The sequence below is a fragment of the Salipaludibacillus aurantiacus genome (assembly GCF_900111295.1).
In the GTDB taxonomy this organism is placed as follows: domain Bacteria; phylum Bacillota; class Bacilli; order Bacillales; family Salisediminibacteriaceae; genus Salipaludibacillus; species Salipaludibacillus aurantiacus.
Window position 1 is genome coordinate 281684 of sequence record NZ_FOGT01000001.1, and the last position, 26085, is coordinate 307768.

26 protein-coding genes are annotated in these 26085 nt (G+C 40.7%); 12 read left to right on the plus strand and 14 right to left on the minus strand.

All coding sequences use genetic code 11. From position 1 onward, the window contains the following. Positions 1-44 precede the first annotated feature (44 nt). The 4 genes from BMW59_RS01420 to BMW59_RS01435 are packed head-to-tail and all read left to right on the plus strand — an operon-like array spanning position 45 to position 4133. Positions 45-839 (plus strand): carotenoid biosynthesis protein, encoded by a 795-nt coding sequence (locus tag BMW59_RS01420; protein WP_093047222.1) that lies wholly within the window; start codon positions 45-47, stop codon positions 837-839. Continuing rightward, positions 826-1551: a lysophospholipid acyltransferase family protein gene (locus tag BMW59_RS01425; protein WP_093047223.1), complete on the plus strand. Its 726-nt coding sequence runs from the start codon at positions 826-828 to the stop codon at positions 1549-1551. Before BMW59_RS01420 ends, BMW59_RS01425 begins: the two co-directional genes overlap by 14 nt. Continuing rightward, a complete protein-coding gene (locus BMW59_RS01430; RefSeq protein WP_093047224.1) occupies positions 1552-2661 on the plus strand; it encodes a glycosyltransferase family 2 protein in 1110 nt (369 codons plus the stop codon). Further along, positions 2658-4133 carry a phytoene desaturase family protein gene (locus BMW59_RS01435; RefSeq protein ID WP_093047225.1) on the plus strand — a complete coding sequence of 492 codons (1476 nt, stop codon included), beginning with the start codon at positions 2658-2660 and terminating at the stop codon, positions 4131-4133. Before BMW59_RS01430 ends, BMW59_RS01435 begins: the two co-directional genes overlap by 4 nt. A gap of 258 nt (positions 4134-4391) precedes the next feature. On the opposite strand, the gene BMW59_RS01440 is transcribed toward BMW59_RS01435, so the two are convergent. Genes BMW59_RS01440 through BMW59_RS01450 form a run of 3 tightly spaced genes read right to left on the minus strand, consistent with a single transcriptional unit; the run spans position 4392 to position 8247 of the window. Further along, complete coding sequence (locus BMW59_RS01440) at positions 4392-5228, minus strand: phytoene/squalene synthase family protein (RefSeq protein ID WP_093047226.1); 837 nt, start codon at positions 5226-5228, stop codon at positions 4392-4394. 56 nt (positions 5229-5284) lie between these two features. After that, positions 5285-6748 carry a phytoene desaturase family protein gene (locus BMW59_RS01445; RefSeq protein WP_093047227.1) on the minus strand — a complete coding sequence of 488 codons (1464 nt, stop codon included), beginning with the start codon at positions 6746-6748 and terminating at the stop codon, positions 5285-5287. Further along, positions 6745-8247 carry a phytoene desaturase family protein gene (locus BMW59_RS01450; protein WP_093047228.1) on the minus strand — a complete coding sequence of 501 codons (1503 nt, stop codon included), beginning with the start codon at positions 8245-8247 and terminating at the stop codon, positions 6745-6747. The genes BMW59_RS01445 and BMW59_RS01450 overlap by 4 nt, the downstream gene beginning before the upstream one ends. Before the next feature lie 177 nt (positions 8248-8424). Here BMW59_RS01450 and BMW59_RS01455 point away from each other — a divergent pair, with 177 nt between their 5' ends. After that, entirely contained in the window at positions 8425-8700 is a 276-nt protein-coding gene (locus BMW59_RS01455) for a ubiquitin-like small modifier protein 1 (RefSeq protein ID WP_093047229.1), read from the plus strand. A 2-nt stretch (positions 8701-8702) separates the two neighbouring features. Beyond that, positions 8703-8978 carry a MoaD-like domain-containing protein gene (locus BMW59_RS01460; protein ID WP_093047230.1) on the plus strand — a complete coding sequence of 92 codons (276 nt, stop codon included), beginning with the start codon at positions 8703-8705 and terminating at the stop codon, positions 8976-8978. Between the two features lie 211 nt (positions 8979-9189). On the opposite strand, the gene BMW59_RS01465 is transcribed toward BMW59_RS01460, so the two are convergent. From BMW59_RS01465 to BMW59_RS01490, 6 genes are all read right to left on the minus strand, one after another. Continuing rightward, entirely contained in the window at positions 9190-11013 is a 1824-nt protein-coding gene (locus BMW59_RS01465; protein ID WP_093047231.1) for an aldehyde ferredoxin oxidoreductase family protein, read from the minus strand. A 131-nt stretch (positions 11014-11144) separates the two neighbouring features. Then, entirely contained in the window at positions 11145-12989 is a 1845-nt protein-coding gene (gene asnB / locus BMW59_RS01470; protein ID WP_093047232.1) for an asparagine synthase (glutamine-hydrolyzing), read from the minus strand. A 104-nt stretch (positions 12990-13093) separates the two neighbouring features. Further along, on the minus strand, positions 13094-14083 hold the full coding sequence (locus BMW59_RS01475) for a class I SAM-dependent methyltransferase (protein WP_093047233.1): 990 nt from the start codon (positions 14081-14083) through the stop codon (positions 13094-13096). A 224-nt stretch (positions 14084-14307) separates the two neighbouring features. Continuing rightward, positions 14308-14778 (minus strand): low molecular weight protein-tyrosine-phosphatase, encoded by a 471-nt coding sequence (locus tag BMW59_RS01480; RefSeq protein ID WP_093047234.1) that lies wholly within the window; start codon positions 14776-14778, stop codon positions 14308-14310. A 71-nt stretch (positions 14779-14849) separates the two neighbouring features. After that, entirely contained in the window at positions 14850-15164 is a 315-nt protein-coding gene (locus BMW59_RS01485) for a hypothetical protein (protein ID WP_093047235.1), read from the minus strand. Between the two features lie 243 nt (positions 15165-15407). Continuing rightward, entirely contained in the window at positions 15408-16202 is a 795-nt protein-coding gene (locus BMW59_RS01490) for an SDR family NAD(P)-dependent oxidoreductase (RefSeq protein WP_093047236.1), read from the minus strand. A gap of 165 nt (positions 16203-16367) precedes the next feature. Here BMW59_RS01490 and proC point away from each other — a divergent pair, with 165 nt between their 5' ends. From proC to BMW59_RS01515, 5 genes are all read left to right on the plus strand, one after another. Then, positions 16368-17216, plus strand: a complete 849-nt coding sequence (gene proC, locus BMW59_RS01495) for a pyrroline-5-carboxylate reductase (RefSeq protein WP_093047237.1) — start codon at positions 16368-16370, stop codon at positions 17214-17216. A gap of 154 nt (positions 17217-17370) precedes the next feature. Beyond that, complete coding sequence (locus BMW59_RS01500; protein WP_093047238.1) at positions 17371-18684, plus strand: phytoene desaturase family protein; 1314 nt, start codon at positions 17371-17373, stop codon at positions 18682-18684. Positions 18685-18824: 140 nt separating this feature from the next. Beyond that, the gene (locus tag BMW59_RS01505; RefSeq protein WP_093047239.1) at positions 18825-19640 is read left to right on the plus strand and encodes an ion transporter; all 816 of its coding nucleotides are present in this window, start codon (positions 18825-18827) and stop codon (positions 19638-19640) included. A 98-nt stretch (positions 19641-19738) separates the two neighbouring features. Then, the gene (locus tag BMW59_RS01510) at positions 19739-20044 is read left to right on the plus strand and encodes a MerR family transcriptional regulator (RefSeq protein ID WP_093047240.1); all 306 of its coding nucleotides are present in this window, start codon (positions 19739-19741) and stop codon (positions 20042-20044) included. Between the two features lie 91 nt (positions 20045-20135). Beyond that, positions 20136-20942: a divergent polysaccharide deacetylase family protein gene (locus BMW59_RS01515; protein ID WP_093047241.1), complete on the plus strand. Its 807-nt coding sequence runs from the start codon at positions 20136-20138 to the stop codon at positions 20940-20942. A gap of 277 nt (positions 20943-21219) precedes the next feature. Here the strand turns inward: BMW59_RS01515 and BMW59_RS01520 are convergent, their stop codons facing one another. The 4 genes from BMW59_RS01520 to BMW59_RS01535 all read right to left on the minus strand — a co-directional run bounded on the left by BMW59_RS01520 (position 21220) and on the right by BMW59_RS01535 (position 24878). Continuing rightward, a complete protein-coding gene (locus BMW59_RS01520; RefSeq protein ID WP_093047242.1) occupies positions 21220-21651 on the minus strand; it encodes an OsmC family protein in 432 nt (143 codons plus the stop codon). Positions 21652-21714: 63 nt separating this feature from the next. Further along, positions 21715-22716, minus strand: a complete 1002-nt coding sequence (locus tag BMW59_RS01525) for an arsenic resistance protein (protein WP_093047243.1) — start codon at positions 22714-22716, stop codon at positions 21715-21717. 210 nt (positions 22717-22926) lie between these two features. Continuing rightward, on the minus strand, positions 22927-24546 hold the full coding sequence (locus tag BMW59_RS01530; RefSeq protein WP_177174146.1) for a M20/M25/M40 family metallo-hydrolase: 1620 nt from the start codon (positions 24544-24546) through the stop codon (positions 22927-22929). Positions 24547-24632: 86 nt separating this feature from the next. Beyond that, on the minus strand, positions 24633-24878 hold the full coding sequence (locus tag BMW59_RS01535; RefSeq protein WP_093047245.1) for a hypothetical protein: 246 nt from the start codon (positions 24876-24878) through the stop codon (positions 24633-24635). Positions 24879-25187: 309 nt separating this feature from the next. Between BMW59_RS01535 and cbpB the strand changes: the two genes are divergently transcribed. Further along, on the plus strand, positions 25188-25643 hold the full coding sequence (gene cbpB / locus BMW59_RS01540; RefSeq protein WP_093047246.1) for a cyclic-di-AMP-binding protein CbpB: 456 nt from the start codon (positions 25188-25190) through the stop codon (positions 25641-25643). 43 nt (positions 25644-25686) lie between these two features. Here cbpB and BMW59_RS01545 read toward each other — a convergent pair whose 3' ends face one another. Then, on the minus strand, positions 25687-26064 hold the full coding sequence (locus BMW59_RS01545) for a DUF2512 family protein (protein WP_177174147.1): 378 nt from the start codon (positions 26062-26064) through the stop codon (positions 25687-25689). Positions 26065-26085 lie beyond the last annotated feature (21 nt).

Below are 26085 nucleotides of genomic sequence, written 5' to 3' on the forward strand. Positions count from 1 at the left end.
TCTATTCATAAAGCTAATTACAGAAAAATAAAGGGGAACTGTTTATGCCTAAGTTTGATTATTACATATTCCGTTTTTTTGTTATATGGTATATTATCGGAGTTTTTTTATTATCTTTTGACCTTGTACCTCCCTGGCTTGAATGGGCTAATGTTGTCTTTCTCATCACTTCAGGCTTTCTGGCAATGATATATTTTTATCGGAGCGGCTCAAAAGTGTATGGGTTAATTGCCATAGCGATTGTCTTTTTTCTTTCAATAGCTATAGAAAGTTTCGGGGTTCATACTGGACTTTTTTTTGGAGAGTACACGTATGAATCAGACTTTGGGCCAAAATTAATCGGTGTACCTGTGACGATCGGATTTGCCTGGGTAATGGTAATAGGTACATCCCATGTGCTGGCCGCCCCTCTGGCAAAAGCTGTGCCCCGATTGAAAGGGCTCAGTTACGCCCTTTATGGAGCTCTGGTAGCTACTTCGCTTGATCTGATTATTGATCCTGTCGCCTATGATGTTAAACAATACTGGGTATGGGATGAAGGGGGTCTTTATTATGACATACCCTTCTCAAATTTTTACGGATGGTTTATTTTATCTTTTGTCCTGCATTTACTTATTTACGGCCTCTATCACCGATCGGACGGCTGGATAAACCGTCGATCGGAATACTGGTCAGCCCGGATGAGGCTGCTTTACGGCATGATGGCCCTGATGTTTATAATCGTTGCTTTAGTTAATCAGCTTTGGTTGGCTCCCGCGCTCTCTGCCGCTACTGCAATGTGTTACTACTTTGTGTATTATATTTTAAAGAAAAGGACCTCCGCCCATGATAAAAGCTGAAAGAAAAAAAGCCTTTGAGCACATTTTTCACCAGTATAACCGCTTGTTAATTAAAAAATCTTTTAATAAAGTTTTTATTACAAAAAATTCTTATATGCCATCATCTGCTTCGGGGGGCCTTTATCTTATAAACCACAGTTCATGGTGGGATGGCTTATTCCTGTTTTATCTGAATCAGCGCCTTCTTAAACTGGACGGAATAGCGATGATGGGAGAAGACGGCCTGAAACGCTTCCCTTTTTTCAGAAAGCTCGGCGCCTTTTCGGTAAATCCTTCGTCAAAGAGATCTTTAATGGAATCATTAACCTATGCGTCAGATGAGCTGAACCGGGGTAAACACCTGTTTCTGTTCCCCCAGGGGGAGGAAACACACCTTGAAAAAAGGCCCCTTTCATTTTTCTCTGGTGCAGCCTATTTGCACGACAAAAATTCGGATATTCCTGTGATTCCTGTAACGTTTTATCATGGCCTTTTTCATCATCAGCTTCCGGACTGGTATATTCATATCGGCAAACCTTTAAATATGGAAAGGGATATGAATAGACATAAAAAGACAAAGCTGTTTGAAGACGCCGTAACCTTTCAGCTGGGTGAATTAAAACAAACCGTGGTGAACGGGCAATTTAAATCATTTAATGTTCTTTTAAGAGGAAAACAGGGAATCGGCCAGAGATGGGAATATCTGAAGACATGGTTTAAAGGGGGGAAATAAATGCTGCTATACCTTTACCTGGCTGCATTAGCCGCTATGGGCGTATGGGTATTAACTAACGCCATATGTCTGCCAAGGCTGAAGGATGACCGCGCCTCCTCTGCGGGGCTCAGTCCGCGCGTATCCGTTCTTATTCCTGTAAGAAATGAAGAGCGCAATATAGAAGGCCTGGTGCAGTCTTTAAAGAGCCTTTCTTATAAAAATTCCGAATTTATTATTCTGGATGACAGCTCGACAGATGCAACAAGGCGACTGCTGGAAAAGACCATTGGCAATGATCAGCGGTTTACAATTATTGAAGGAAAACCTCTGCCTGATGGCTGGGTAGGAAAGGTGCATGCCTGCCATCAGCTCGCATTCAGATCATCTGCAGGCTATTTGTTATTTATCGATGCCGATGTGCGGCTGCACCCGCAAACAATCGAGCGGTCTTTAAATGCAGTTAAATCTGATACAGGTCTCGTGACCGGTTTCCCCCGGTACCCGGTTAAAAGCTTCTTAGGTCACCTTCTCGTTCCTATGCAGCATTTTGTGGTGCTCCTTCACTTGCCGGTATTACTCGCAAATCTAACCAGATGGCCTGCAGCCACAGCTGCTCACGGCTCTTTTATGCTGTTCCGCCGGGACGCCTACACTTCTATGGGAGGGCATGAAAAAGTAAAAAATTCGTTAGTAGAAGATGTGCATATCGCACGTGAAATTAAAAAAAACGGTTATAAGGTAAGACTGGTGAATAATACAAACAGCGTCTTGTGTTATATGTACGAGACGAGCAGGGAAGTATGGGAAGGCTTCTCGAAAAATCTGTTTCCCGGACTCGGAAGAAATCCTTTCATAGTCATTGGACTTATCTTTTTTTATTTTGTATTTTTTATTTTACCTTTGCCTATCGCTGCAGCGGGGCTGATTCAGAATAATCTTATATTGCTCTTTCCACTTTTGTTAACCATGCTGATAAAGTTAACAGTCGACCTTTTTACAGGACAGAAATGGTGGCTATTCAGCCTGACTCCCTTTGCTCTTCTGTCGATGATATTATTAATGATTTACTCGTCATACTTGGGGTTATCCCAACGTGGATTTGAGTGGAAAGGACGGACCTATCAATGAATAAGCAAAAGCGCGCCGTCGTGATCGGTGGAGGCCTGGCTGGTTTATCTGCGGCCATTAAACTCCAATCGGAAGGATTTCAAACTACCTTGTTTGAAAAAAATGATTATTCAGGAGGGAAACTTAAAGAAGTGGTCCTCGGCACCCACCACTTCGATTTCGGCCCTAACACTATTACTATGCCCCATGTTTTCAGGAATGTTTTAATTGAAGCCGGAGAAAACCCGGATGATTATTTTCAGTTTATTAAATTAACCACCCATACTAAAAACGAATTTCCAGATGGTTCCCATCTCTTTTTTTCTTCTGACAAAGAAGAAATGACAGAAGAGTTAAACAGGCTGGATAGTTACTCTGCTGCCAAATACAATGATTATTTAAATGAAGTAAAAAAACTCTATCAGCTGGCGGAGAATCATTTTTTAAACAGGACATTCTCTTCGTGGAAAGATTATTTATCCCTGCCTCTCGCTAAAGCCATGTCATCTTCCAGACCTCTAGAAAGCCTTGATCGCTTTCATAGACGTTATTTTAAAGATGAGAGAATTATAAAGGCATTTAACCGTTATGCCACATATATTGGCTCCTCCCCTTTTAACGCTCCGGCTACCTTCGCTTTAATCGGCCATTTGGAAATGGGCGACGGCGTATATTTTACGAAAGGCGGGAACCATCAGATTGCTCTTGGCTTTGAGAAAGCAGCTCAAAAACTTGGCGTAGACATTTGTAAAGGTGAAGAAGTCGTCAAATGCATAGCTAAAGACGGAAAAATAAAGGCGGTTGAAACAGCAGAAGGCAAGGTGCTTGAAGCAGAGGCGTTTGTATTAAACGGGGACCTGCTCACACAATACCCGAGGCTGGTTGAAGAAAAAGAGAGACCTTCACTGCCAGACGGCAAATTTAATCAATATGAACCTTCTATTTCTGCCTTTGTCATCTTAGCCGCTCTCTCAGAAAGATACAATGTTCACCATCATCACGTTTATTTCGGCGACCGGACCAGGGAAGAATTTGAAACTATTTTTCAGGATGGCCAGTATGGAATTGACCCTACTATTTATATTTGTACGTCATCTAAAACTGATCCTTCCCTCTCACCTGTTGGAGATAACATGTTTATTCTTGTCAACGCTCCACCCCTTGCAAACAAGGGAAGCGCCCCAGAGAGCTCAATGCTTGAAGAAAAAATTTATAAACTGCTCAGCAACAGAGGACTTCCAATCAAAGACTCGCTTATTCAGTCGGAAACGGTCTCTCCCCGCGATATAGCTAAACGCTTCTATGCCTACCGGGGAGCCCTTTACGGAATTGCATCCAACAGAAAAAAGGACACATTTTTGCGTCCTTACAATCGGTCACAGGACCTTTCTAATTTGTTTTTTGCAGGGGGCAGTACACACCCCGGGGGCGGATCTCCTATGGTTGTTTTAAGCGGCCGGAATGCAGCCAGGCTGATTATTGAAGAATTTTAACATTTTTTTGCCGGTGAACGGAATAAGAAGAGGCTGGACAAAAGCAAGTGAATAAGAATGGCCCTCACTTATGTGAGAGCCATTTGTTTATCTAAAATCATTAATGTGGGTTGCTTGTTCAAAAATATACACGCTTGCCTCGGGCAAGGCTTCAGCTAATCGGGTCACCCCGATGGATCTTCAGACGACGCTTAATTCCTCTGGCGTCACCGCCTTCTGTCCTCCAATTAAAATTTAATCTCGTCCCAGCTACTTAAATTATTCAGCGATCGTACTTAATATCTGTTTTTTTTCCTCACTTGTTACAAAAGCTCTTTGCCCGAATACATCATACCCGTTTGAACGTACAGAATTCAGAATCTCACGGTAGAAGTGGGCAGCTGCTTTTACTGGCATCCTGGAAGCAGCCGGATATAAATGAATGGACTCAAGGCTTAGCTCATAATAGTTTTCTGCAAGACACGCCATCTCTTCCCACAGAGCTTTAAATGGCAGGTTAATATCATTTTCTTCCAGCATAGACAAAGTATAACCGTGCTTTACCATCAGTTCCTCAGGAATATAAACTCTGCCTCTGCCTAAATCTTCTCCTATATCCCTTAATATATTAGTCAGTTGCATAGCATATCCTAAATAGATGGCACTCTCTGTAAGCTTATCCTTATTTCGAGGAGCGAGAATAGGAAGAAGCATGAGCCCTACCGTGCTGGCAACATGATAGGAATAATCAAGAACGTCATCGAGCGACGTATACCTCTTTCTCTTTAAATCCATTTCCTGTCCTGCAATCATCTCATAGAAAGGAGCTAAGTCAAAGTCGAAACGTTGAAAGGTATCCTTTAAAGCAATCCACAGCGGAGAAGGCTCAGGCAGCTGACCGGCTGAAAATAAATCGAGCTGCCTTTTAAATTCCTGTATGTCTTTTTCGGGAGTGAGGCCTTCATCTACAATATCATCAGCTGTACGGCAAAACGCATAAACTGCCCAAACTGCCCGGCGTTTTTTTAAGGGTAAGTGCTGAAAAGCTTTAGCAAAAGTTTTTGAGTGATAGTCTATTATTTTTTTACAAGATTGGTAGGCTTCATTTACGTGCATAAGCCACTCCTCCTCTGCTGAATGTTCATCCAAAAGGTTACCGTTTGCCGTTTACTTTAACCCTGGTTGTATTCCTGATCACTGCCCCTTTGTTCTTCATCTATAAACTGTGACAGTATTTTAGCTCCCTGCATCACGATAGGAACACCGCCGCCCGGATGAACAGACGCTCCGACAGCATAAATGTTCTCATACTCGAAAGGTTTGAGCTGCGGACGGAATACCCCTGACTGAAATAACGTCGGAGCAATTCCGAAACTGCCCCCGTCAAATAACCCGTCTCTTTTCGCTTCGATTGGAGTCCTGACTTCCTTCCAGATTATTTTTTCTTTTAGGCCCGTATCCAGCCTTTTACTTAACTGATCGATAATTCTATCAGCATAAGTGAGATATTCTTCTCTCGTAATTTCTCCGGAAGCCGGGACCGGAATAAGCAGATAGGCGGCACTTTTACCCGGCGGGGCTAGTGACGCGTCTATTAAGGATGGGTTAAACAAGTAAAAGGAAGGGTCTGAAGGCAGTGCCTTTTTAACAAAAATCTCTTTCATTTGGCTGTCCAGCTCTTCTCCCATAAAAAATTGATGCACATGGCTGGTAGTTAGCATTCCTTCGATACCAAGATAGATAAGAAGAGTACCCACCGAAGGGGTATACGCTCTGCCGGATTTCTTTTGCAGCAGCTTTTCGGCAACAGGGAAGTCTCCATTTAAAATAAAACGGTCAAACGTAAAATTCTTTCCATTAACTGACAGAGAGGTGGCCCGGTTTTCAGCAGTTTCGATTCGTTCGACTTCTGTCTTGTATTCAATATTAATGCCGCGGTTTGCCAGCTCTTCCTCCAGCAGCTCTGCTAAATACGCGTAGCCGCCTTTAATATACCAGATTCCGTGTTCATGCTCGCTGAAAGGCACCAGTGAATAAATAGCGGGCGTTTGTTCAGGAGATCCGCCAATATACAATGTTTGCAGTGAGAAAGCTTCCTGGAGTTGTTTAGACTTAAAAAACTTTTTAGTCTGACTTCTTACAGTCTGATAGGCTTTGAGTTTCATCAGAGTCTTAATATTATTTTTAGTCCAGAACGAGCGCCGGTTAACAAACGGCCGGTCAAGAAAAGCTTCTTTTCCCTTTTCAAAACGCTCTCTCATGCTATCCATATATTCGTGGAAATGATCGCTTTCACCTGGAAACAGCCTTTCAATTTCTTCAGCCTGCTTATGTTTATCACTCCATTTAAGAAGTTTTTTTCCATCCTTAAAATGAAGCGGATAAATAGGATCAATTTTGACCATTTCCAGTTTAGAAAGGTCAATGCTTAATTCTTTTAAAATATCTTTAATCATGTGAGGAAGAAGGACAATAGTCGGGCCTTCGTCTATCCGGTAACCATCTCTTTCCATAAAAGCAAGACGGCCTCCTAGTTTATTGTGTCTCTCATAAACCGTTACGTTCTCGCCTTTCTGCTGTAAATACAGAGCGGAAACCATTCCCCCGATGCCTCCCCCAATAATCGCTGTCTTCATGCTTTCTCCTCCTTCACTCCGTAGGTTCGTGCAATTAGATCAGCTGTGATTTTCGCAGATTCAAATATGGTAGGCAATCCGCTTCCGGGATGGGTTCCCCCGCCAACAAGCCATAACCTGTTCATCTCACGCAGCTTGTTATGAGGACGGAAATACATCATCTGACCAAGGTTATGAGCGAGGTTAAAAGTAGCCCCTTTATAAACATGTTTGTCAAATTCCCATTCGTAAGGTGTAAGGATTTCTTCAACTTCCATATTTTTTCTAATATCGGTCAAACCTGCTCTTTTCTCTACTTGATCCAGTACTAAATCACGGAAGTCTGTTTTTTCCTTATGCCAGTCTATTCCGCTGAAGTTATTGGGCACCGGCGCCAGAATATAAAGAGAAGATTTACCTTCAGGAGCCAGAGAAGGATCTGTAATGGACGCATTCTGCACATAGACAGACGGGTCATCAGACATAATTTTCGACTTCGTTATTTCTTCTACATTTCTTTTATAATCCTCGGAAAACAGAATGGTATGATGATCAAGGTCCACCGGCTTGTTAACACCTGCGTAAATCATAAAAGTGGAGCAGGAATATTTTTTCTTCTGCAACTTAATATTTTTATATTTTCGCCGTTTTTCATCATCCACCAGCTGGCTCATTCCCTGTGCAAAATCCGCATTCATAACGACATCATCGACATCGATTGTCTCGCCGTTATCTAATTCAAGACCGCTTATGTCCCTCGTACCATTAAGTATGAATTTTTTCACTCCCGTGCCTGTATGGATTTCTCCTCCGTGCTCCCTAACAACTTCAGCCATTGCTTTAGCTAACTGGTTTAAACCTCCTGCAGGATGGAAGACCCCATATTCGTGTTCCATAAAAGAGAGAATACTGAAAGCGCCGGGGCAGTCCCAAGGCGACATACCTAAATATTTTGACTGGAATGTAAAAGATAATTTCAGCCGTTCGTCATCAAAGTATTTTGACAAGACGTCGTGAAGCGACTTCCCAATCTCCAGCTGGGGTATAGCTTTTAGACTCCTGAGCCGTAAATAATCAAAAAGGGACGCGTGTTTATTTTGCAGAACAGGCAGCAGGGCATTCATTTTCTTTCTCGTATCATTCATAAACCTGTCATAGTTTTTCCCGTACCCTGGAAAATGTTTCTCGATATTCTGTCTCATTTTTTCAGGGTCAGAACTCGCTTTTATTGTTAAATCATCAAAAGATAATGTATACATAGGGTCAAGTTTTTTTAACGTGACGTAATCTTCTAATCTGCGATTTGAAGATTCAAATATCTCTTCCAGAATAAACGGCATACTAAAGAAAGTAGGACCTAGGTCGAAAGTATATCCCTGCTTAGTAAAAGAGGAGGTGCGGCCTCCCACGTAATCTTGTTTTTCAAAAATCTGGACCTGAAAACCTTTGGCAGAAAGCATCATTGCTGCTGCCAGTCCTCCAGGGCCGGCTCCGATAATTGCTATTTTTCTTTGCGGCATTTCTCCCACCTCTTTATACCGGTGTATTTTAAAAACTATTCCCTGATTGTATAACCCCTAAACAAAAGTTATACAAATTGTATATCCATTTTATTATTTTTGCAATTAATTAATCCTGAAACAGGATTGTAAATTATTTCATTTCACTCCATAATAAGAGAAAGAGGTGATGTGCCGGTGATAATAAAAGTTTTTGCCACTTTCAGAGAGATTTGCGGCGGGAAAACCATTCAAGTGGATTATGAAGATAACAGTCGTATCGGTGATCTGCTGGATGAGGTCATCAGCCAGTTTCCAGCTATGGAGGAAGAAATTTTTACAACTGACAGGCAAGTAAAACAGCATGTCCATGTTTTTATTAATGGACGTAATATTATTCATTTACAAGGATTAGAGACGATTGTAAAACCCGATGACCAGCTCGCTCTTTTCCCTCCAGTAGCAGGTGGATAAGCATGACTGTTACAGAAACACTAGAAAACCGGGGTATACCCCAGAAGGAACTGATTTCCTATCTGACTCAGTTAGGCGGTATAGCCAGCAAGGTTGAGAACGGCAGAGCAGTCGTCAGGCATAAGAACTGGTTATGTGTATTAATTAGTAAACCGCCTGTTATGTTTATGCATTCAGAAATTCCGGTCGTCATTGTGAAATTTGAAGCTGAAAAAGAACAGGAACTGGAAAAAATATTAAAAAAATTCCGCCTTAAAACATTTAGGGCAGGCGGATAACTGCTGTATGGCATTTTTAAGGGCAGGCCAAGCGTATTACGGGACTAATGAAGGACGTATTCCCTCTTAGTGTGCCTTTTAAACCGTGAAGATGGATTCAGTAAATTTAAATAATAAGAGGGCGCCCCAATAATTTTGCTTTTGAGACGCCCCCGTGCTATTTAGCTCCTGTTAATTTTTCGAAAAACAGAGCTGGTCATTTTTTATTACTTTAAGCTCCTACATTCGTTTTAATGTTAAGTTCTTTAAGTTTTTCCGGTGTGACTATGCCTTCCTTCCAGCCGCGTGCTTCATAATATTCGTTGAGCATTTGCGGGAGGTGGGAAACAGAGCCTTCTGAGTTTCCGCCTGCTTTTTCGTTCAGGAAGCGCTTCGGAAGAGTATCCTCTTTCCCTCCAAATCCTGCCTTATTATTAAAATATCTTTCAATGTTATATACTCTTTCTCCTATTTTCATAATATCGTCGCCTGTTAATTCAATACCAACTACAGCAGAATATTGTTCGGCATATAAATCAGCACCCTCAGAGAAAGCCGAAAATTTGCAAAGGTCGAGGGAGTCTGAGAAAGCATGCAGGTCTTGAAATACTTTTAAAAGTTTTCCTTTTCCTTCTACTGTCAGCCTGTCGACCGGTTCAGGAAGCCCGGCTATTTCTGCAGATACTGTATACCCTCTTAAATGGCAGGCTCCCCGGTTACTTGTCGCATACCCCAGCCCGATCCCTTGAATTCCGCGAGGATCATAAGCTGGAATTGCCTGATCTTTAACTACCATCGCCAAGTCTGCGTTTCCAAAACTTTTTGCCGCACGAGACGGCCCTTCCGCCAGTATATCTCCGACTCCTTCGCGGTGGACAATCTTATTAATCCATTCGATCATCCCGTCTTCGTCTCCCCAATTAAGGCCTTCTTTAATAAGCCCTTTCTCATATGCTTCCATGACCACGGAGAAGACGTGGCCGAGTTCAATAGTATCTATTCCGTATTCATTACATCGGTCTATCATATAAGCGACAGCTTCCTTATTTCCGGTTCCGCAGTTTGGCCCCAACGCCCAGGCGGATTCAAATTCAAAGCTTTCCACTTTCACTTTATACTTCCCTACCGTTACTTCAACCTCTTTTTTACAGGCTACCGGACAGGCATGGCAAGTCGGTTCGCTGACCAGAATTTCTTCTCTTACTGTCTCACCGCTAACAGCTTCCGCATGCTCGGATACGGTAGTCTGGGAGTTATTTGTCGGCAATGCGCCCGACTCATTAATAATATTCATAAGGACGTTCGTCCCGTAGACTGAAAGCCCGCCTTTATTCGGCGCTGTAAGAGCTCCCTCATTAATCGCTTTCAAGCCTGATTTCACTGCTGTCTTATACTCGTCCGGACGGGCAGGTTCAGGCATATTCCCCCGCTGGGATGCTTTAATGACAATTGCTTTTAAATTTTTTGAACCTGCTACTGCCCCTGTTCCTCCCCTTCCTGCAGCGCGGTCATCTTCATTCATCCAGCCTGCAAAGCGAATGAGGTTTTCACCGCCTTGCCCGATGGTCATAATACTGGTGTCTTTAGCGCCATAAAGGTCTTCGAGAGCTTTTACAGTTGACCTTACGCCCTTTCCCCATAAAGAAGAGGCATCTTTCAATTCTGCTTTTCCGTCTTCTACATATAAGTACACTGGCTTATCGCTTTTTCCTGTAAAAATCAAATTGTCAAACCCCGCCCATTTTAATCGGGCTGCCGTCCATCCGCCCATATGAGAATCTGTCACTGTGCCGGTCAAAGGCGACCGTGTCACCGTGCATAATCGCCCGCTCATATGAATCCTGGTGCCTGTCAGCGGACCTGTCATGACCGCAAGAATATTGTCAGGTGAAAAAGCATCAACATTATAAACTCCCTGATCTACCAGGTATTTTACCCCCAGTCCCCTCGCACCGACATAATTTTTAAGGTCTTCTTCGTTTAACTTCCGATACTGAATTGTACCTTCCGACAAATTTACCCAGGCTTCGTGATTTTTATAGCCTCCGAGCTCCATGAAGATACCTCCCCAATTAGATTTAACTACAATAGAATACATTCTCTGCATGACTGGAAAATTCCTCTTTTTAAGGGAGTAATTTGACCTGTAGTTACAGAAATAAAATAAGAAGACTGGCAATTAACTGATTACACTTTTTTGATATTGTATTCTCTCATCCACATGTCCACTTGGAGTAAATGAGCGATCAGCTGCGGCCCAGTCATAAGCTGGCCGAAGTAAGGGTTTTGAAAAGAATGACCTTCTGTCTCGGCAAGATCTTTCAAACTTTCATAATTAAAGAAATCGAAAAGCGGGGAATCTTTCTCCTTGACAATTTTTTTCATTGAATTTGAGACTAATTTTTTATACACCGGATGATGGGTTTTTGGATAAGGGCTTTTCTTTCTATAGAGGACATCATCAGGGAGCATTCCTTCTAAAGCCTTTCTTAATATGCCTTTTTCTCTGCCATCGAGCATTTTCATCTTCCATGGAATATTCCATACATATTCAATTAACTCATGGTCTGCAAATGGGACTCTCACTTCCAGGCTTTCCGCCATGCTCATCCTGTCTTTACGGTCAAGCAGCGTTGACATAAACCAGTTGATATTCAGGTAAAACATTCTTCGGCGTGCCGCTTCTGTATTATTCTCTCCGTTTAATAACGGAGTCTCTCTAACAGTTTCTTCATAACGTAAATCGACGTACTCTTTTAAGTTAAGTTTTTTTCTCCATTCCGGCCTCAACAGCTGTTCCCGTTCATTAATAGAGGTCATCCAGGGGAAGCTGTTTCCAGAAAGAAACTTTTTATCATGAAACCACGGGTAACCGCCAAATATTTCATCTGCGCATTCTCCGGACAGAGCGACTGTTGCTTTTTTTCGAACTTCTCCGCAAAACCACAAGAGAGAAGAATCGATATCAGCCATTCCAGGCAAATCCCTCGCCGTCACTGCTTTTTTTAAATAATTAAAAAGATCAGTTTGTGTAATAATCGCCTGATAATGAGCTGTATTGAAAGCTTGAGACACTTTCTTTATCCAAGGTGCATCTTCATTAGGCTGGAATTTATTTGCCTTGAAATAAAGATCGTTTTCTTCATAATCAATTGAAAAGGTTTTAAGTTTAGGTAAATTATTAATTTCTGAATAATTTGCTGCAAATGCCGTAATAGCACTGGAATCAAGTCCGCCCGATAAGAAGGTGCATACAGGCACATCAGCAGCCATCTGTCTTTCCACTGTCCTTTTTAATAAAAGGCGTATCTGTTCTGCCGTTTCATCAATCGTTCCACGATGGACAATACTTTTTACCTGCCAATACCTGTGTGACGTTATTCCGCTTTCATTCATTATGAGCCAATGAGCAGGCTTCAGCTCCTTTACGTTCCTGAAAACGCCATGTCCAGGTGTCCTGGAAGGGCTTAGACCAAATATTTCTCTCCACCCCCCGTCATCTACCTCTGATTTAACTGCAGGATGGGCAAGGAGTGATTTAATTTCCGAGCCGAACAAAAGGCCACCGTCGAGAATATAGTAAAATAAAGGTTTGACTCCTAACCTGTCCCTGGCTAAATACAGGCAGTTCCTTTCAGAATCCCATACTGCAAAAGCGAATATGCCATTCAGTTTTTCAACACATTTTTCGCGCCAGTGTATATAGGCAGTTAACAGCACTTCTGTGTCAGAGTACGATTGAAAGGTGTAGCCATAAGATAAAAGTTCTTTTCTAATATCTTCAGTGTTATATAATTCACCGTTATAACAAACCGTAAATAAGTGTCCATCTTTATAACGTGTCATCGGCTGGCCGCCTCCGGAAGGATCAACTACAATAAGTCTCGTATGACCAAAAACCACGTGGTTCATTGTCCACGTGGTACTGGTGTCAGGGCCGCGGCTGGAGAGTGTGCCGGCCATTCTTTTTACTTTTTCTTCTTCTTGAGCCAACGTTCGTTTAAAATCAACCCAGCCAGTAATACCACACATAGAATATCCCTCTCCTCTTAATTGAAACTAAAGTCAGTTGTACAATAAAGATATTCAGAGAGGGATGTCCTTTATACACTTTTTTAAAAAGGGAGACCTGCTGTTTACTTTGTCTTTCTCAAAGTAACCAGATACCAGCCGCCTTCCTTAATAAGCGGGGTCACTTCTTTCACTTTAAGTTTCGCTTTTTTGCTGTCCCGTTTAATCTCATCCAGCGTGGGTAATGGATATAAATTATCGTGGACAGTCATAAATGTATTAAAAGCTGTGGTAAAGGTCTGGCCATATTTTGCTCCCATAACAGGAGTAATAAATGTAACTGATCCGCCTTTATTTAAAATTCGTGATATTTTCGTGTAAAGTCCTTCTCTTTCTTCCTTCGGAAAATAATAAAGCAGATTATGCGCCATGACCAAATCAACTTTATTATTAAATGACTCGATAAACTCTACCATATCTCCATTGTAGACCGGTACTGCTCCACCTAATGCAGCCTCAGCTTTCTCGCAAACCTGCTTGTTAATTTCTACACCTTGCAATTGAATATCAGGAAAACGGTCATGAATATTTTTTAAATAGCCTCCATACCCGCAGCCCATATCCACAATAGAATTTGGCTGTTCTTTTTTTATCCATTTTAATACAGGCCCCACTGCCGCTTTTTCTAACAGTGTCGAAGTCTCAGCTACCACTTCCGCAAATTTGTCTTCTAAGTAAGTAATTCGCTCACCCGATTTCATCAACTCCGGATACTCGAGTAATGCGGGAATATGTAATTCCATCATTTCTCTCAATAATATTCCGACAGACTCAGAACTTTGAGCTGAGGCGTACTTCACCATTTTCTTTTTTGCTTTAATTTTACCTCTTACACTTTTTTTCAAATGGCCTACTTCCAAGCCTACTTCAACCCATCTATTTAACAGCGGCAAGTCAATACTGCAATGATCTGCAACCTGGCTGACAGAGGTGTTTTCAGCGAAGTGGTGAAATAAATCTAATTTGTATCCTACATGTGCATGCCAGGTCGTTAAAAAATTCTCGTTACTTTTCATCCAGTGTCTGGCATGTATAAACCGGTTCAGTTCACTCACCAGGTTCCACTCCTCTCCTTTTTCAATCGTTGTAAAGAATATTTCCCTTACGGTAAGATTGTTAAACCAGATGCATTAGGAATCATTATTCATTTATTTAAAAATAAATACAAACCTTGATAAATTTTTTAAAAGAAGCCTGAATCCAGCCTCTGAGCCATATAAATTCATGCATTTAAAGGGCTATGCTCAAAAGACAGTCTTTTGAACATAGCCCCTTCCAGCTAAATGTTTTCATTCTTCCTAATATATGTCAGCAAGTTGGCGCATCCCTTTTCTACCATTTCGTAGACCTCATTGAAATTGCCGGTAAAATACGGGTCGGGGACATCTTCTGTAATGGCCTCCGGTACAAAATCAAGTAACCGGAAAATCTCCCCTGACTTATTACTGCCTTTTAAGCGATTCAGATTTCCTAAGTTAGACGCATCCATAGCAATAATATAATCAAAATCCGTTAAATCCTTTTCTCCAACTTGCCGGGCGGTGATCTTTGTATGATCGACCTGATTTTTATCAAGTATTTCCAGCGTTCCTTCATGAGGCCGCTTTCCAATATGCCAGTTTCCTGTGCCTGCCGAGTCAGTATAAATCAGGTGATCGAGCCCCGCTTCTTTAACTTCATTACGAAAAACGGCTTCAGCCATAGGAGAACGGCAAATATTCCCTAAGCACACAAACAATACATTTACCAATAGGTTTCTCTCCTTTTTTTGTACTCTGTTTTAATTATAGACTAGAAAATGACAAAGAAAAACCTCTTGGATTAACCAAGAGGTACCAGGACGTCATCTTTTTTTAAATAATCTCTGTAATTTGTATAAATATCTTTAATGATCGCGTCGACTGAACTGAATACTACACCAACCTGGTATGTTTTTACACTCTTTAATGAGTCTGCAGATTCGGGATTTCCAAGCAGGATTTGAACCATTTCTTCGGGGTCACACTCAATTTCTTCCAAGTTACGGCCGTCACACTGGCAATCTACATTCTCAAAGCGTTCATACACTACAAACACATTTTCATTTGTCTCGTCAGTTAAAAGTTCTCTCGTCTCCACTAAATCTTTTACGATCAACTTAGACTTCCTCTCTTTTTTTCCGTTAAATGTTTGTGAAATCAATCACGGAATTTATTAATTACATGCTTTACTATACACTATTCAGGAGAATATTTTGTGAACTTTTTGTGAACTTTAAGTTACATTTTTAAGGATAAAATGAATAAGAATTCAGTTTCAGCAAAGGTTATCACGGAGTCTGGCATCGGCAGGAACAACCATTCCCGTTTACAAGCCATATATATTATGGTAAGTCTCCTGTTATTTCCGGTTTAATCTTTTACCTGCAAGTTTCTCTACTACTCCCGGAAACAGCTGATATAATTTAGCGCCTGTTCCCATCCAGCCAGGAAGATTTATCTCTCTCTTAGGTTTAACCACAAGTTTAACGATCTTTGAAGAAACATAGTCGGGCTCCAGCATCATTTTTTCAACATTTTTCTCGTAGTCCCCTGTGGAGTCTGCAGTCTGGAAAAAATTCGTTCTTACAGGACCTGGATTCACTACGCTTACGTGTACCGGCGTCTCCTTCATTTCCATTCTCAGAGCATTAGCAAACCCTAAAACAGCGTGTTTTGTTGCCGAATAGACACTCGCCTTAGGAGTCGCCATTTTACCCGCCAGAGAAGCGATAAAAATCACTTGCCCATAATTATTTTCTTTCATATAAGGAATAGCTGCCTGTGTACAGGCAATCGTTCCGAAAACATTAACCCGGAACATGTCTTCAATATCCTTTTCAGTTGCGTTTTCCGCATAATCAAAAATAGCAAACCCAGCGTTATTAATAAGTGTTGTTGGTTTGGCAGCTTCTTTAAAAATATGATTAAAAGTAGATTTGATAGCTGTAGAACTTGTGACATCCAGCTTATAATAAGGGGCTTTAACACCTGTATTTTCGTATATATGCCGGGAAAGGTGTTCGAGCTTGTCAACGGACCGGGCTAAAAGGACCGGCTCCCCTCCTCTCGCCGCAACTTCTATAGCCATTTCTTTTCCTATTCCGCTGGAAGCTCCAGTGATTATGACCCGTTCATTATGTAAACTTTTTTTCATAAAGTATCCCTCTCTTTCAAACGTCTGTACTCATTATAACGGCATATGAGTTCGAGGTAAAAAACGTCTTGATTTTCTGGTTGACTTTTCAGCCATTGAGATTCATAATGGGAGAAATTTTAAATATTCTAAATTAAAAGATAATGGATAAGGTGGGAGTTAATAATGGTAAACATATCAATTTTAGGCGGAGGGTCTATGGCTGAAGCTCTTACAGCTGGCTGGGTGAGAAGCGGAAAAGTACCTTCCGGAAATATACTGGCCTCGAACCGTTCCAATGATTTGCGCCTTAAGGAGCTTGAAGAGACTTACGGAATAAAAACCTCCAGATCTCCGGAAAAGATTTACGACCATGGAGATATATTCATTCTTGCCTGTAAACCGAAAGACTGGCAAAAGGCACTCGCACCTTTTAAAAACTTTCTAAACCCGGACACTCCTTTAGTGTCAGTTATGGCGGGTGTAACAATTAATTCAATGGAAGATTTTTTTCCTGAAACCCAGGTTCCTGTTATGCGGACAATCCCTAACACTTCTGCCGTTGTAAATGCCTCTATGACGCCTTATGCAGCAGGGAAGTGGGTGACCGCAGACCAAAAAACCTCCATAAACCATTTGTTTCAGCTGGTAGGCGATACAGCCGAAGTCCCTGAACAATCAATGGATGCGATGACTGCCTTAACAGGCACAGGGCCCGCATACATCTATTATTTAATGGAATCAATGGAATTGGCAGCAGAAGAAATAGGAATAGATAAAAAGCTGGCACGCCACCTTGTTTCACAAACATTACTTGGAGCGGGACTTCGTGTGCAGGAGAATGACCTTTCCCCCTCCATTCTGTATCAGCAGATTATGAGCCCCGGCGGAACCACAGAAGCAGGATTTAAAGTGTTAAAAGAACAGGGTATGCAAGACATCATGATAAACTGTATTCACAGAGCATTTGAGAGGTCAAAAGAATTAGGTGGATCAGAAACGAATGCACTGGCCTTTAATAAAAATCATTTATAGTGCCAGTATTTCCCGGCCCTTTCCTTAAAGGGACCGGGAATTATTTTATTTCCTTTAAAAGCCCTCTTTAGTAAGATATAATAATTACAGCACTTAAACAGTAATTACACAAACAGATTAAGATATATTCTCACTATTATTGGGAGGTAACAAAATGAGAAAGAGCCAGTACGATGCCGTTATCGTAGGAGGCGGGCTCGCCGGTTTATCCTCAGCCGCTTACCTCGCCTATCACGGCAAAAAAGTGGCGCTATTAGAGCGGGGAAAACTTGGCGGAAGAGCCATGACTATAAAACTTAAAGGCTACCAGTTTAATTTTGGAGCTCACGCAATATATGCAAGAGACACTTCCTACCTGACTAAAATGGAAAAGGAACTCGGATTAAACATACATTGGGAAGATTATACCCAATTGAAAGCAAAGTATGATATGGGTGATGATACTTCCGTTATTCCTTCCAATATAGGAGGAATGCTGCAGACAAAACTTTTAAAAGGAATGGATAAATTCCGCTTTGCTTATCATATGCTTTTTACCACACTTGGCATTGAAAAAGGCGACCCTAATTTATCTATACAGGAATGGATAGAACTTAGAAAGATCAGTCCGGCAGTCAAGGAAATGATGCTTAACCTGGCTACTACCAACTTTTTTTCAGGAGATCCTGACAGCATCCCGTCTGATGTATTTTTTGATTATTACAGGCGTTTGTTTAAAACAAGTATTCCTGTGAGCTTCATCCAAGGCGGATGGATCGTGCTTATCAATGAGTTCAAAAGAATTATTAAAGAAAATGGCGGAGAGATACTTGAAAAAACAAAAATATCAAGCCTTGTTACAGAGGGCGAACATGTATCTGAAGTACAGACTAAAAAGCATTCCTTTTCCGCTGATCATTTTATTTTCGCCATTCCTCCTGAAGAACTTCAAAAATTATTCAGGGAGTCGCCGATCAAATCCGATTTGGAAAAATACACTGATTATGAACCGACTTACGTAATGTTTTATGACATCGGGCTTAAAAAGCGTATTGAGTCTGATTACACTTATATCTTTGATAAGAACAGACAGATTTTTATTACGGATATCTCTTATTATGATATGGAAGCAGCCCCGCCTGGAGGCCAGATTCTACAGGCTGTGGGGTACTTAAAACAAAATGAAATTAATGATCCTGAAGCACACGATCAAATGAGAGAAAGAATGGAAGAATTTTATGATAAACACTTTGAAGGGTGGCGTAAACATTTAGCCATTCCCCGTGCCTCCAAAAAACCGGTTTTGCAGGCCATTAGATGGGCTATGAACCAGCGCGGCCTCCCTACTCACTTCACCAGCCTTCCGAATGTCTATTTTGCCGGTGACTGGTGCCAAGGGTATGGCCAGCTGTCAGAACTGTCCTTTTCGAGCGCCTATGAAGTCAGCCGTAAAATTTTAAATAATAATACAGCTACAAAAGGTGCTTAAAAACGTCCTCCAATGATAAATCATTGGAGGTTTCTTCTGACTTATGTTTTTAGTAGAATAGTATAGAATTTATATAAAGCCGTATTATTTGCGAGTTTAACAGATTGGATTTCTAAAAGTATGCTGAAGGGGTTTTAAGTATGGGAAAAAAGACGCTGCCGCCTGAATGGAAATCAAAGCTGCATTCAATTGTTGAGCATAAATGGTTTACAGGTATTATTATAACCCTCATTCTGATAAATGCTGTCGTAGTTGGCCTGGAAACTTATCCAGCTTTATATTCAGAATACAGTTCCTTTTTTTGGACAGCTGACAAAATTCTGTTATGGATTTTTACAATCGAAATAGCTTTAAGACTCTTGGCCGCACGAACGATTAAGCACTTTTTTAAAAACAGCTGGAACTGGTTTGATTTTCTTATTGTTGCTGCCGGCCATTTGTTTGTAGGGGCCTATTTTGTGACTGTTCTGCGGATTTTACGCGTATTACGGGTTTTCAGAGCTGTTTCAGTTATCCCCTCTCTAAGAAAACTCGTTGATGCATTATTAATGACTATTCCTGCTCTCGGAAACATTATGTTTCTGATGAGTATTATTTTCTATATTTTCGCAGTTATAGGTACAATGCTTTTCCAGTCTACAGCACCTGAATATTTCGGAAGTCTGCAGTTGTCCCTTCTGACACTTTTCCAGGTTGTTACTCTGGAGTCCTGGGCCAGTGATGTGATGAGGCCCATTTTTGCGGAACTACCATGGGCGTGGCTCTATTTCGTAGCATTTGTACTCGTTGGTACATTTGTTATTTTCAACCTTTTTATAGGTGTAATTGTTAACAACGTTGAAAAAGCTGAAAACGGCGAAAAAGAAGCTGAAAATACGCATGAGGAAGTCAAAGAGCTGAGAAAAGAAGTTAAGGAGCTAAAAGAATTGCTTGAACGCCAGGCAATAAACAAGTAACTTTTTGATCTATGTAAGATTATCTTACAAAAATTCAATATCCTTTCTTAATCCATGATATATTATAAAAAAGTTTATTTTTGTGGAGAAAGAAGGGGATGGCTTTGTCATTAAGTTATAAAGACAAAAAGGTTATCAGCATCGGTATAACTAGTGAGTTAACAGGCTTATCCGAGCGGCAGATCCGTTATTATGAAGAAAGGAAACTCGTTTTCCCTGACCGCAGTAAAGGGGGCACGAGAAAATATTCTTTTGCTGACGTGGAGAGGCTGGTTGATGTAGCTAATAAAATGGAAGATGGAATGCAGACTTTTGAAATTAGAAAAGAAGAAATGAAAAAGTCTGATATAAGAGATAAAATGCTGCGCGGGCAACTAAATGCTGCTTTTAAAATACGCAAATAAAAAACCTCCGGATTTGGAGGTTTTTTATTTATTTATTTTATCCATCCGTTACATACTAAAATGACAGCAAAAATTTTCGGGAGGACTTAAAATGACACCCAACCCTTTAAAAGTATTTCTTGTCTGCGTCTTATTTTTTCTTTTTCTTGCTGACAATTTAGTTGAGGCTGGTGACGACTGGCCAGTTGGAAAAGCAGCTATAATTATTGATGATTTCGGTGGAACAGGCAAAGGGACAGAAGAATTTCTAGCTGGTAATATTCCTGTCACCGTAGCAATCATGCCTTTCATGGAACACTCCACTGAAATTGCTGAACGGGCAAATGAACTGGGTTTTGAAATAATGATCCACTTGCCTATGGAACCAAAGAAAGGAAAAGTTTCCTGGCTTGGCCCAAAACCTATTCTTTCGAATTTAACTGCAGAAGAAGTGCGGGAACTGGTAAAAGCGGCTATTAAAGATGTGCCCCATGCTAAAGGGATTAACCAGCACATGGGATCCAAAATTGTTGAGAACAGAGAAATCATTAACGAAATTCTTGCTGTCACAAAGGCGCACGGCTTGTACGTGATTGACAGTGGAACTAATCCTGAATCCTGTCTCCCTGCAGTTTCCGAAAAATACGGTTTGCTGTTTGACGAGAGAGACATTTTTTTAGACAACACACGTTCTTCTTCAAGCCATGTTTATAAAATGGCTAAAAAGCTGGCAGACCTAGCAGAAGCAAACGGAGAAGCGATCGGAATAGGCCATGTGGGATTAAAAGGAAAAGACACTTATATGGGAATTCAAAAGGCTGTACCATATTTTGAAAAAAACCACGTGACTATTGTTCCTGTCTCTTCATTGCTTGAAACTGAAATAGACGAGGATTTCGACGGCTTCTGGCAAGATTAGAAAGCTTTCCCCAAAGGCTTGGGGTCAGCAGTTTCTTTGAGAAAAAAAGAACCATAATCCCTGAAAAGAGACTATGTCGATTGGTCCCCGTGAATTATATCAGGAGAAAAGTCCACGCTGACTTCCCGAAGTAACCCTTCGGAAAAGTCAGTTAAAGACAGGCCGCTGGGCAAGCACCACCTGGCGGCCTAAAATCACTTTTTCTTCAAGTATAAAAGCGAAAGTCTGAAGAAATGTCCTGTACTTACTTTCTTTTGCTCCAGCCTCGCATCACTATTTATTCCGTTTTTTCCCAAGTATCAATCATGTCAATGTCAGCTGCTTTCATCATAGTGTAGACTGGGCAGCGGGTTTCTACCTTTTCCTGTAATTCTTTTAGCCGTGTTTCTGATTCAGTTGTCTCCACTACAGCCTTTACTTCTACTCTCTTAAAATAAGGCCGGACACCGGGCTCTCCCATGAAACCTTTAGGGTTGAATTCACCGGTGATATTAAACTCAATATTTTTTAAATCAAAATTCATTTCTTTAGCTGCCATGTTTGCCGTTACGTTTTCACATGAAGCTAAGGCTGCAAGTGAGGCTTGCAGCGGATTAGGTCCTTGATCAGTTCCACCCATTTGGCTTCCCTCGTCTAACACAAGAGTATGTTTACCCGCGGTGGCGTTAAGCTTTAAACCTTCAGATGTTCCATTTACTTTAAATTTCATCAATTTTAATCACCTTTCTTAATTAAGAAGTTTATTTATTGAGTAATTAAACCACTCTAATAATCAATTTTGAACCTGGACGGATGCCGGCTTTACGTTATTTGATCTGATTTCCTTAAACCAGCGTTTTCCTGCAATCCTCGCATAATAAGTAATACTTTGATACTGAAGCATAAACGCTATTGTTACAAGCAAGGCTGCTTCCCCGCCAAAAGCTGTTGCAGCAAGCCCTACCGCAATTGACAAATTCCTTAGCACTGTTCCATTTACAAGAGCAATGCCATCATTTCTTTTGAAAAATTTTAAGGCAATAACTGTGACAATCATATAATTGAGCAAATAAAAAAGTATTAAAGCTATTAACGCAGTAAGTATTAATTGAAGGTTTGCCACGATCATTTCAGCGCGGGCGCTGGTACTTACAAAAACGACGTAAAGCAGCCCCCAGATGCTTAGAGGAGCCATATTAGGCTTTATTTTCTTTTGAAAATGTTCCTTTGAATATTTTTTTAATAACAGCTTTGTTGTTATCTGCCCTAAAACTAAAGGGATAAATATAACCATTAGAATAGTATGAACTGTCATCATGACATTAATATTCACGTATTGACCAACCATGGCTAATAAATACCACGGCGTCAGCAATGAACCTGCAATAAGGCCGAATACGGTAAGCTTTACCGCTCCAGGTACATTCCCTTTCTGGATACCAGTCCACGAAATAGTCATTCCGCTTGTCGGAAGCAGAGCTACCAGGGCCAGGCCGGCAAACATAAGCGGCTCATTTGAAAAGAAAATCGTTCCAATAAAAAACGCTATTAACGGAATCATAATAAAATTAATTAAAAATGAGACTCCGATCATTTTTGATTCATTTTTCAGTTTTGTAAGTTCCTGAATTCTTAATCCAACCATTGTCGCAAAAATCATGAGGATTGTAGCGATTAAAATGGTAGGCCTCAAAAACGACGTATCAACATACAGGCCTGCTATAAAGCTGAAAATTAACGTTAGCGGGACGACGATTAATAAGTGTTTTTGAGGAAAATGGTATAATTTCATCATCTCTCCTTTTCATCCTCTCTTTTTGTTAATACCTCAATGGGTATATTGATACTATACGGGGTATTTATTTGTGTGTCAACAATTAATTAAATTAATTCTATATACTGCATTAAATTAACTTCGTTCGGTTTTATTCGAATTAAGGCACTTATAATCCTCCCTTATTAAAAACAGCGTTCGCTTTTTGCGCAAACGCTGTTTTTTAACTAATTATTTGAACGCTTCTTCAAGCCCCTTCTTCATTATTTCAGGGAACTTGCCAAACGACTGGGTAATATTCAAACGTTCAGTCCAACTGTGTGGATCTTTTCCTGCAGGCCCAAAATTAATCACCGGCATATTCAGTTTTTCCATCGCTTCTAAAGGTAAATCATACCCCTGCCCCCATACTGGCATATTTTCAATTAATGTGTTCAGTTTTGAGGCAGGCTCTTCCAAAGATGTATAGCTTAAATCTGATAGACCGGGAAAATATTGAACGGTATCCAGGTTAACACTCCCCTCCTGCTGGGCAATATGGGTTAATTTACGGGTCAGCTTTTCTACAAATGTGTTTTTTTTCGAACTCACAGGCGGGTAATATGGAGGGGCGTAAAACAGCACAATCATAGGTGTTAATTCCTTACATAAAGCTGCAATATGGTTGACGATCTGAATTGTTCGTTCTCTCTCATCTGCCAAAGTGTCTGTTGAGTGCACTAAAGAAATTAGTCTTTCTACATCTTCCTTGCCTTTAATTCTAAGCGCCTGGTTCCACAGCTCTTTATAAGTCATTACATTTATTTTCCTGTGTTCCGGTTTATAATCCAGGTTGTTGGAGAAAGTTTTTTCTCTATCTTCATATATAGTCAGCATTTTTTTTGCTGCTGATCTTGCAACCTTTAATAAATCATTTGTGACTTCGTCTACTGACTTTTCCATCGTTAATAAATTATAAACGGACACAGCATTCAGAGGGATCTGAACGGAATAATCTGTTTTTAAATCTTTTTGCATCAGCGTGCTTGGGGGTGGCGTCCGTTCATTTCCTGCCTGCTCTGTCAAATGAGGATTCAGTTCTATTACACTTGTCAGAACAGAAGCCATAAAGTTTCCGTTTAAGCCGGAAAAAGGTTCAGCCACATGAGCTTCCTTTCCGTAACAGTAGAACCCTGGAAGCATTTTTCCTATAGATCCTTGGTAGATATAATAACTATTATCACCTGGGTATTTTGAAAAACCAGGTTCTGTGTTCCAGCAAAGTATATACTTCAAATTGTATCTTTTTTCATATTCAACAAGTACAGGGGTAGCAGAGCGCATACCCGCTGAATCTACTTCCTCATCCGGGACGCCGACAAATAAAAGATTGCCTTCGAAATGCCCCTCAGCGGCAAGTTCTATCATTGACAGGCACAAGGCCACTCCGCCTTTCATATCCATCGTCCCGCGCCCAAATAGCCATTCATCCGCTTTTAAATCTTCCTGCACGGTTTTTGGCAGCTGATATGCCTGCTCCAGCATTTGTTTGGTCAGTTCACGGGGCCTGAAAGCTAAATGCTTCCATTCTCCGTAGCCTTCTATATCCACCACATCTAAATGCCCCATTAAAATAATGGTTTTAGCAGTCGGCTTTTTGCTTTTCACGAGAGCCGTAACAAATTTTCTCCCATCCTCAGTATAATGAGTATGTAAATGATCCGGATGATTTTTAAAATAACCAAGTTTAGAGAGCTCATATTCTACAAACTCCATTATACCGATTTCTTCTTCCGAACCGGTTACACTGGCGTACTCAACTAAAGAAATGGTCAGTTCTGTTAATTGTTCTTTATTCTGCCATTTAGTCATCATTTGCCCCCTCAGCGTTTAGTAAAAAGCCTTTAAATCTACCATACTTATTGGTTCGTTTAACGAGGACAAAATCCCTCTTTATATCAGGCTTTCACTTTTCTAAATGGAAGTATAGCAGCAGGAGATTTATGGCAGGCCACCGTCTGGCATTTATAACCTTCCTTTTTCCTTAACATAAATGTCTGTTTAGTTACAGGGCGTTTTCTTCCCCATTGTAAGGAGCCTGGTTCATTCCATGATTTGCAGGTGATAATTTCCTGTTTATAATAATAGCAGTTACCGGAAGGGTATTTTTCACAAAAGTATCGGACTGTCTGTTTGCTATGCATAAATTTACCTCCTTTTTTTACAGTATGGCTTGAAGATTAAACCTTTAAACAACTACGGCGCGTTGGACAATAAGTATAACAGAGGTGTTAGCCCTGACTGGCTTTAACGACAAAGGAAAAAGACACACACCTTCCCTCCTGCAATCATATTTTATAGTTGAAAGCGTTTACATTATATTTGACAATTTACTGTCCTCCGTCTAACATTAATATGGGAAGCAAAAAATGGTTTCTTAAAATGGTTTCAATTTTAACATTTTGTGGAATAAGATCAATTGTAAAATCTTAACAAAGAAAGTGTGCATGATAATGCCTGAACTAAAAGAAACAGATGTATTAAACCGTTCTATTTCCTCCTTTTTGATTTCTGCTGACCAGGTCGCTCATGTTCAGCCAGATAATAACCTTGAACACGCTCTACTCGTATTAGTTAAGTCCGGCTATACAGCAATCCCTGTTTTAGATACGAATTTTAAACTTCAGGGACTAATCAGTAAAGCACAAATCCTTGATTCTATACTAGGAATTGAGCGGATTGAACATGAAAAACTTGGCGAATGGAAAGTAAAAGAGGTTATGACAGGTAATATTGCTTGTGTGAATGATGATCAGCCGTTTGAAAAAGTTTTGTCTTTGTCTATTAATCACCCGTTTGTATGTGTAGAAAATACTCAAGGAGCTTTTCTTGGTATTATTCCCCGGAGCAAAATCTTAGCTTATATTAATGGCTACTTTCACGAGCAAAGAAAAAACACGCGCGAATAACACAAACGTTTAACAGGTGCCAGACTATCCCGGCACCTGTTTTTTATTCGTATCCTGCATGACGGTCTCCACTTCCTCCCCGCCGGACGGGATAGATGACATACCGGTGTATAAACCACTCTCCCGAAATAACTAAGCTGCTGTAAAGAAGTAAAGCAGCGAAAATACCGAAATCGAGCCCTGTAGTGAGGGAGAGCCAAATCAGCATAGATAGAAAGACGATTATTCCATCCACGATCGCTGCCGGTAAGTTTCCTATAAAAGAGAAGGCGACATAATCGCTAATACCTAAAGTAATGAGAGACATGATTAATCCGAAGACTACTAAAAAAAACAGCGAGAAGCCATAAAAAGTAAATACCAGCCATAGAACCGATATTTGAAACACCCATTTGATTAATACTGCGTACAACACTTTCACTAAAATTCATCCTTCCGCTAA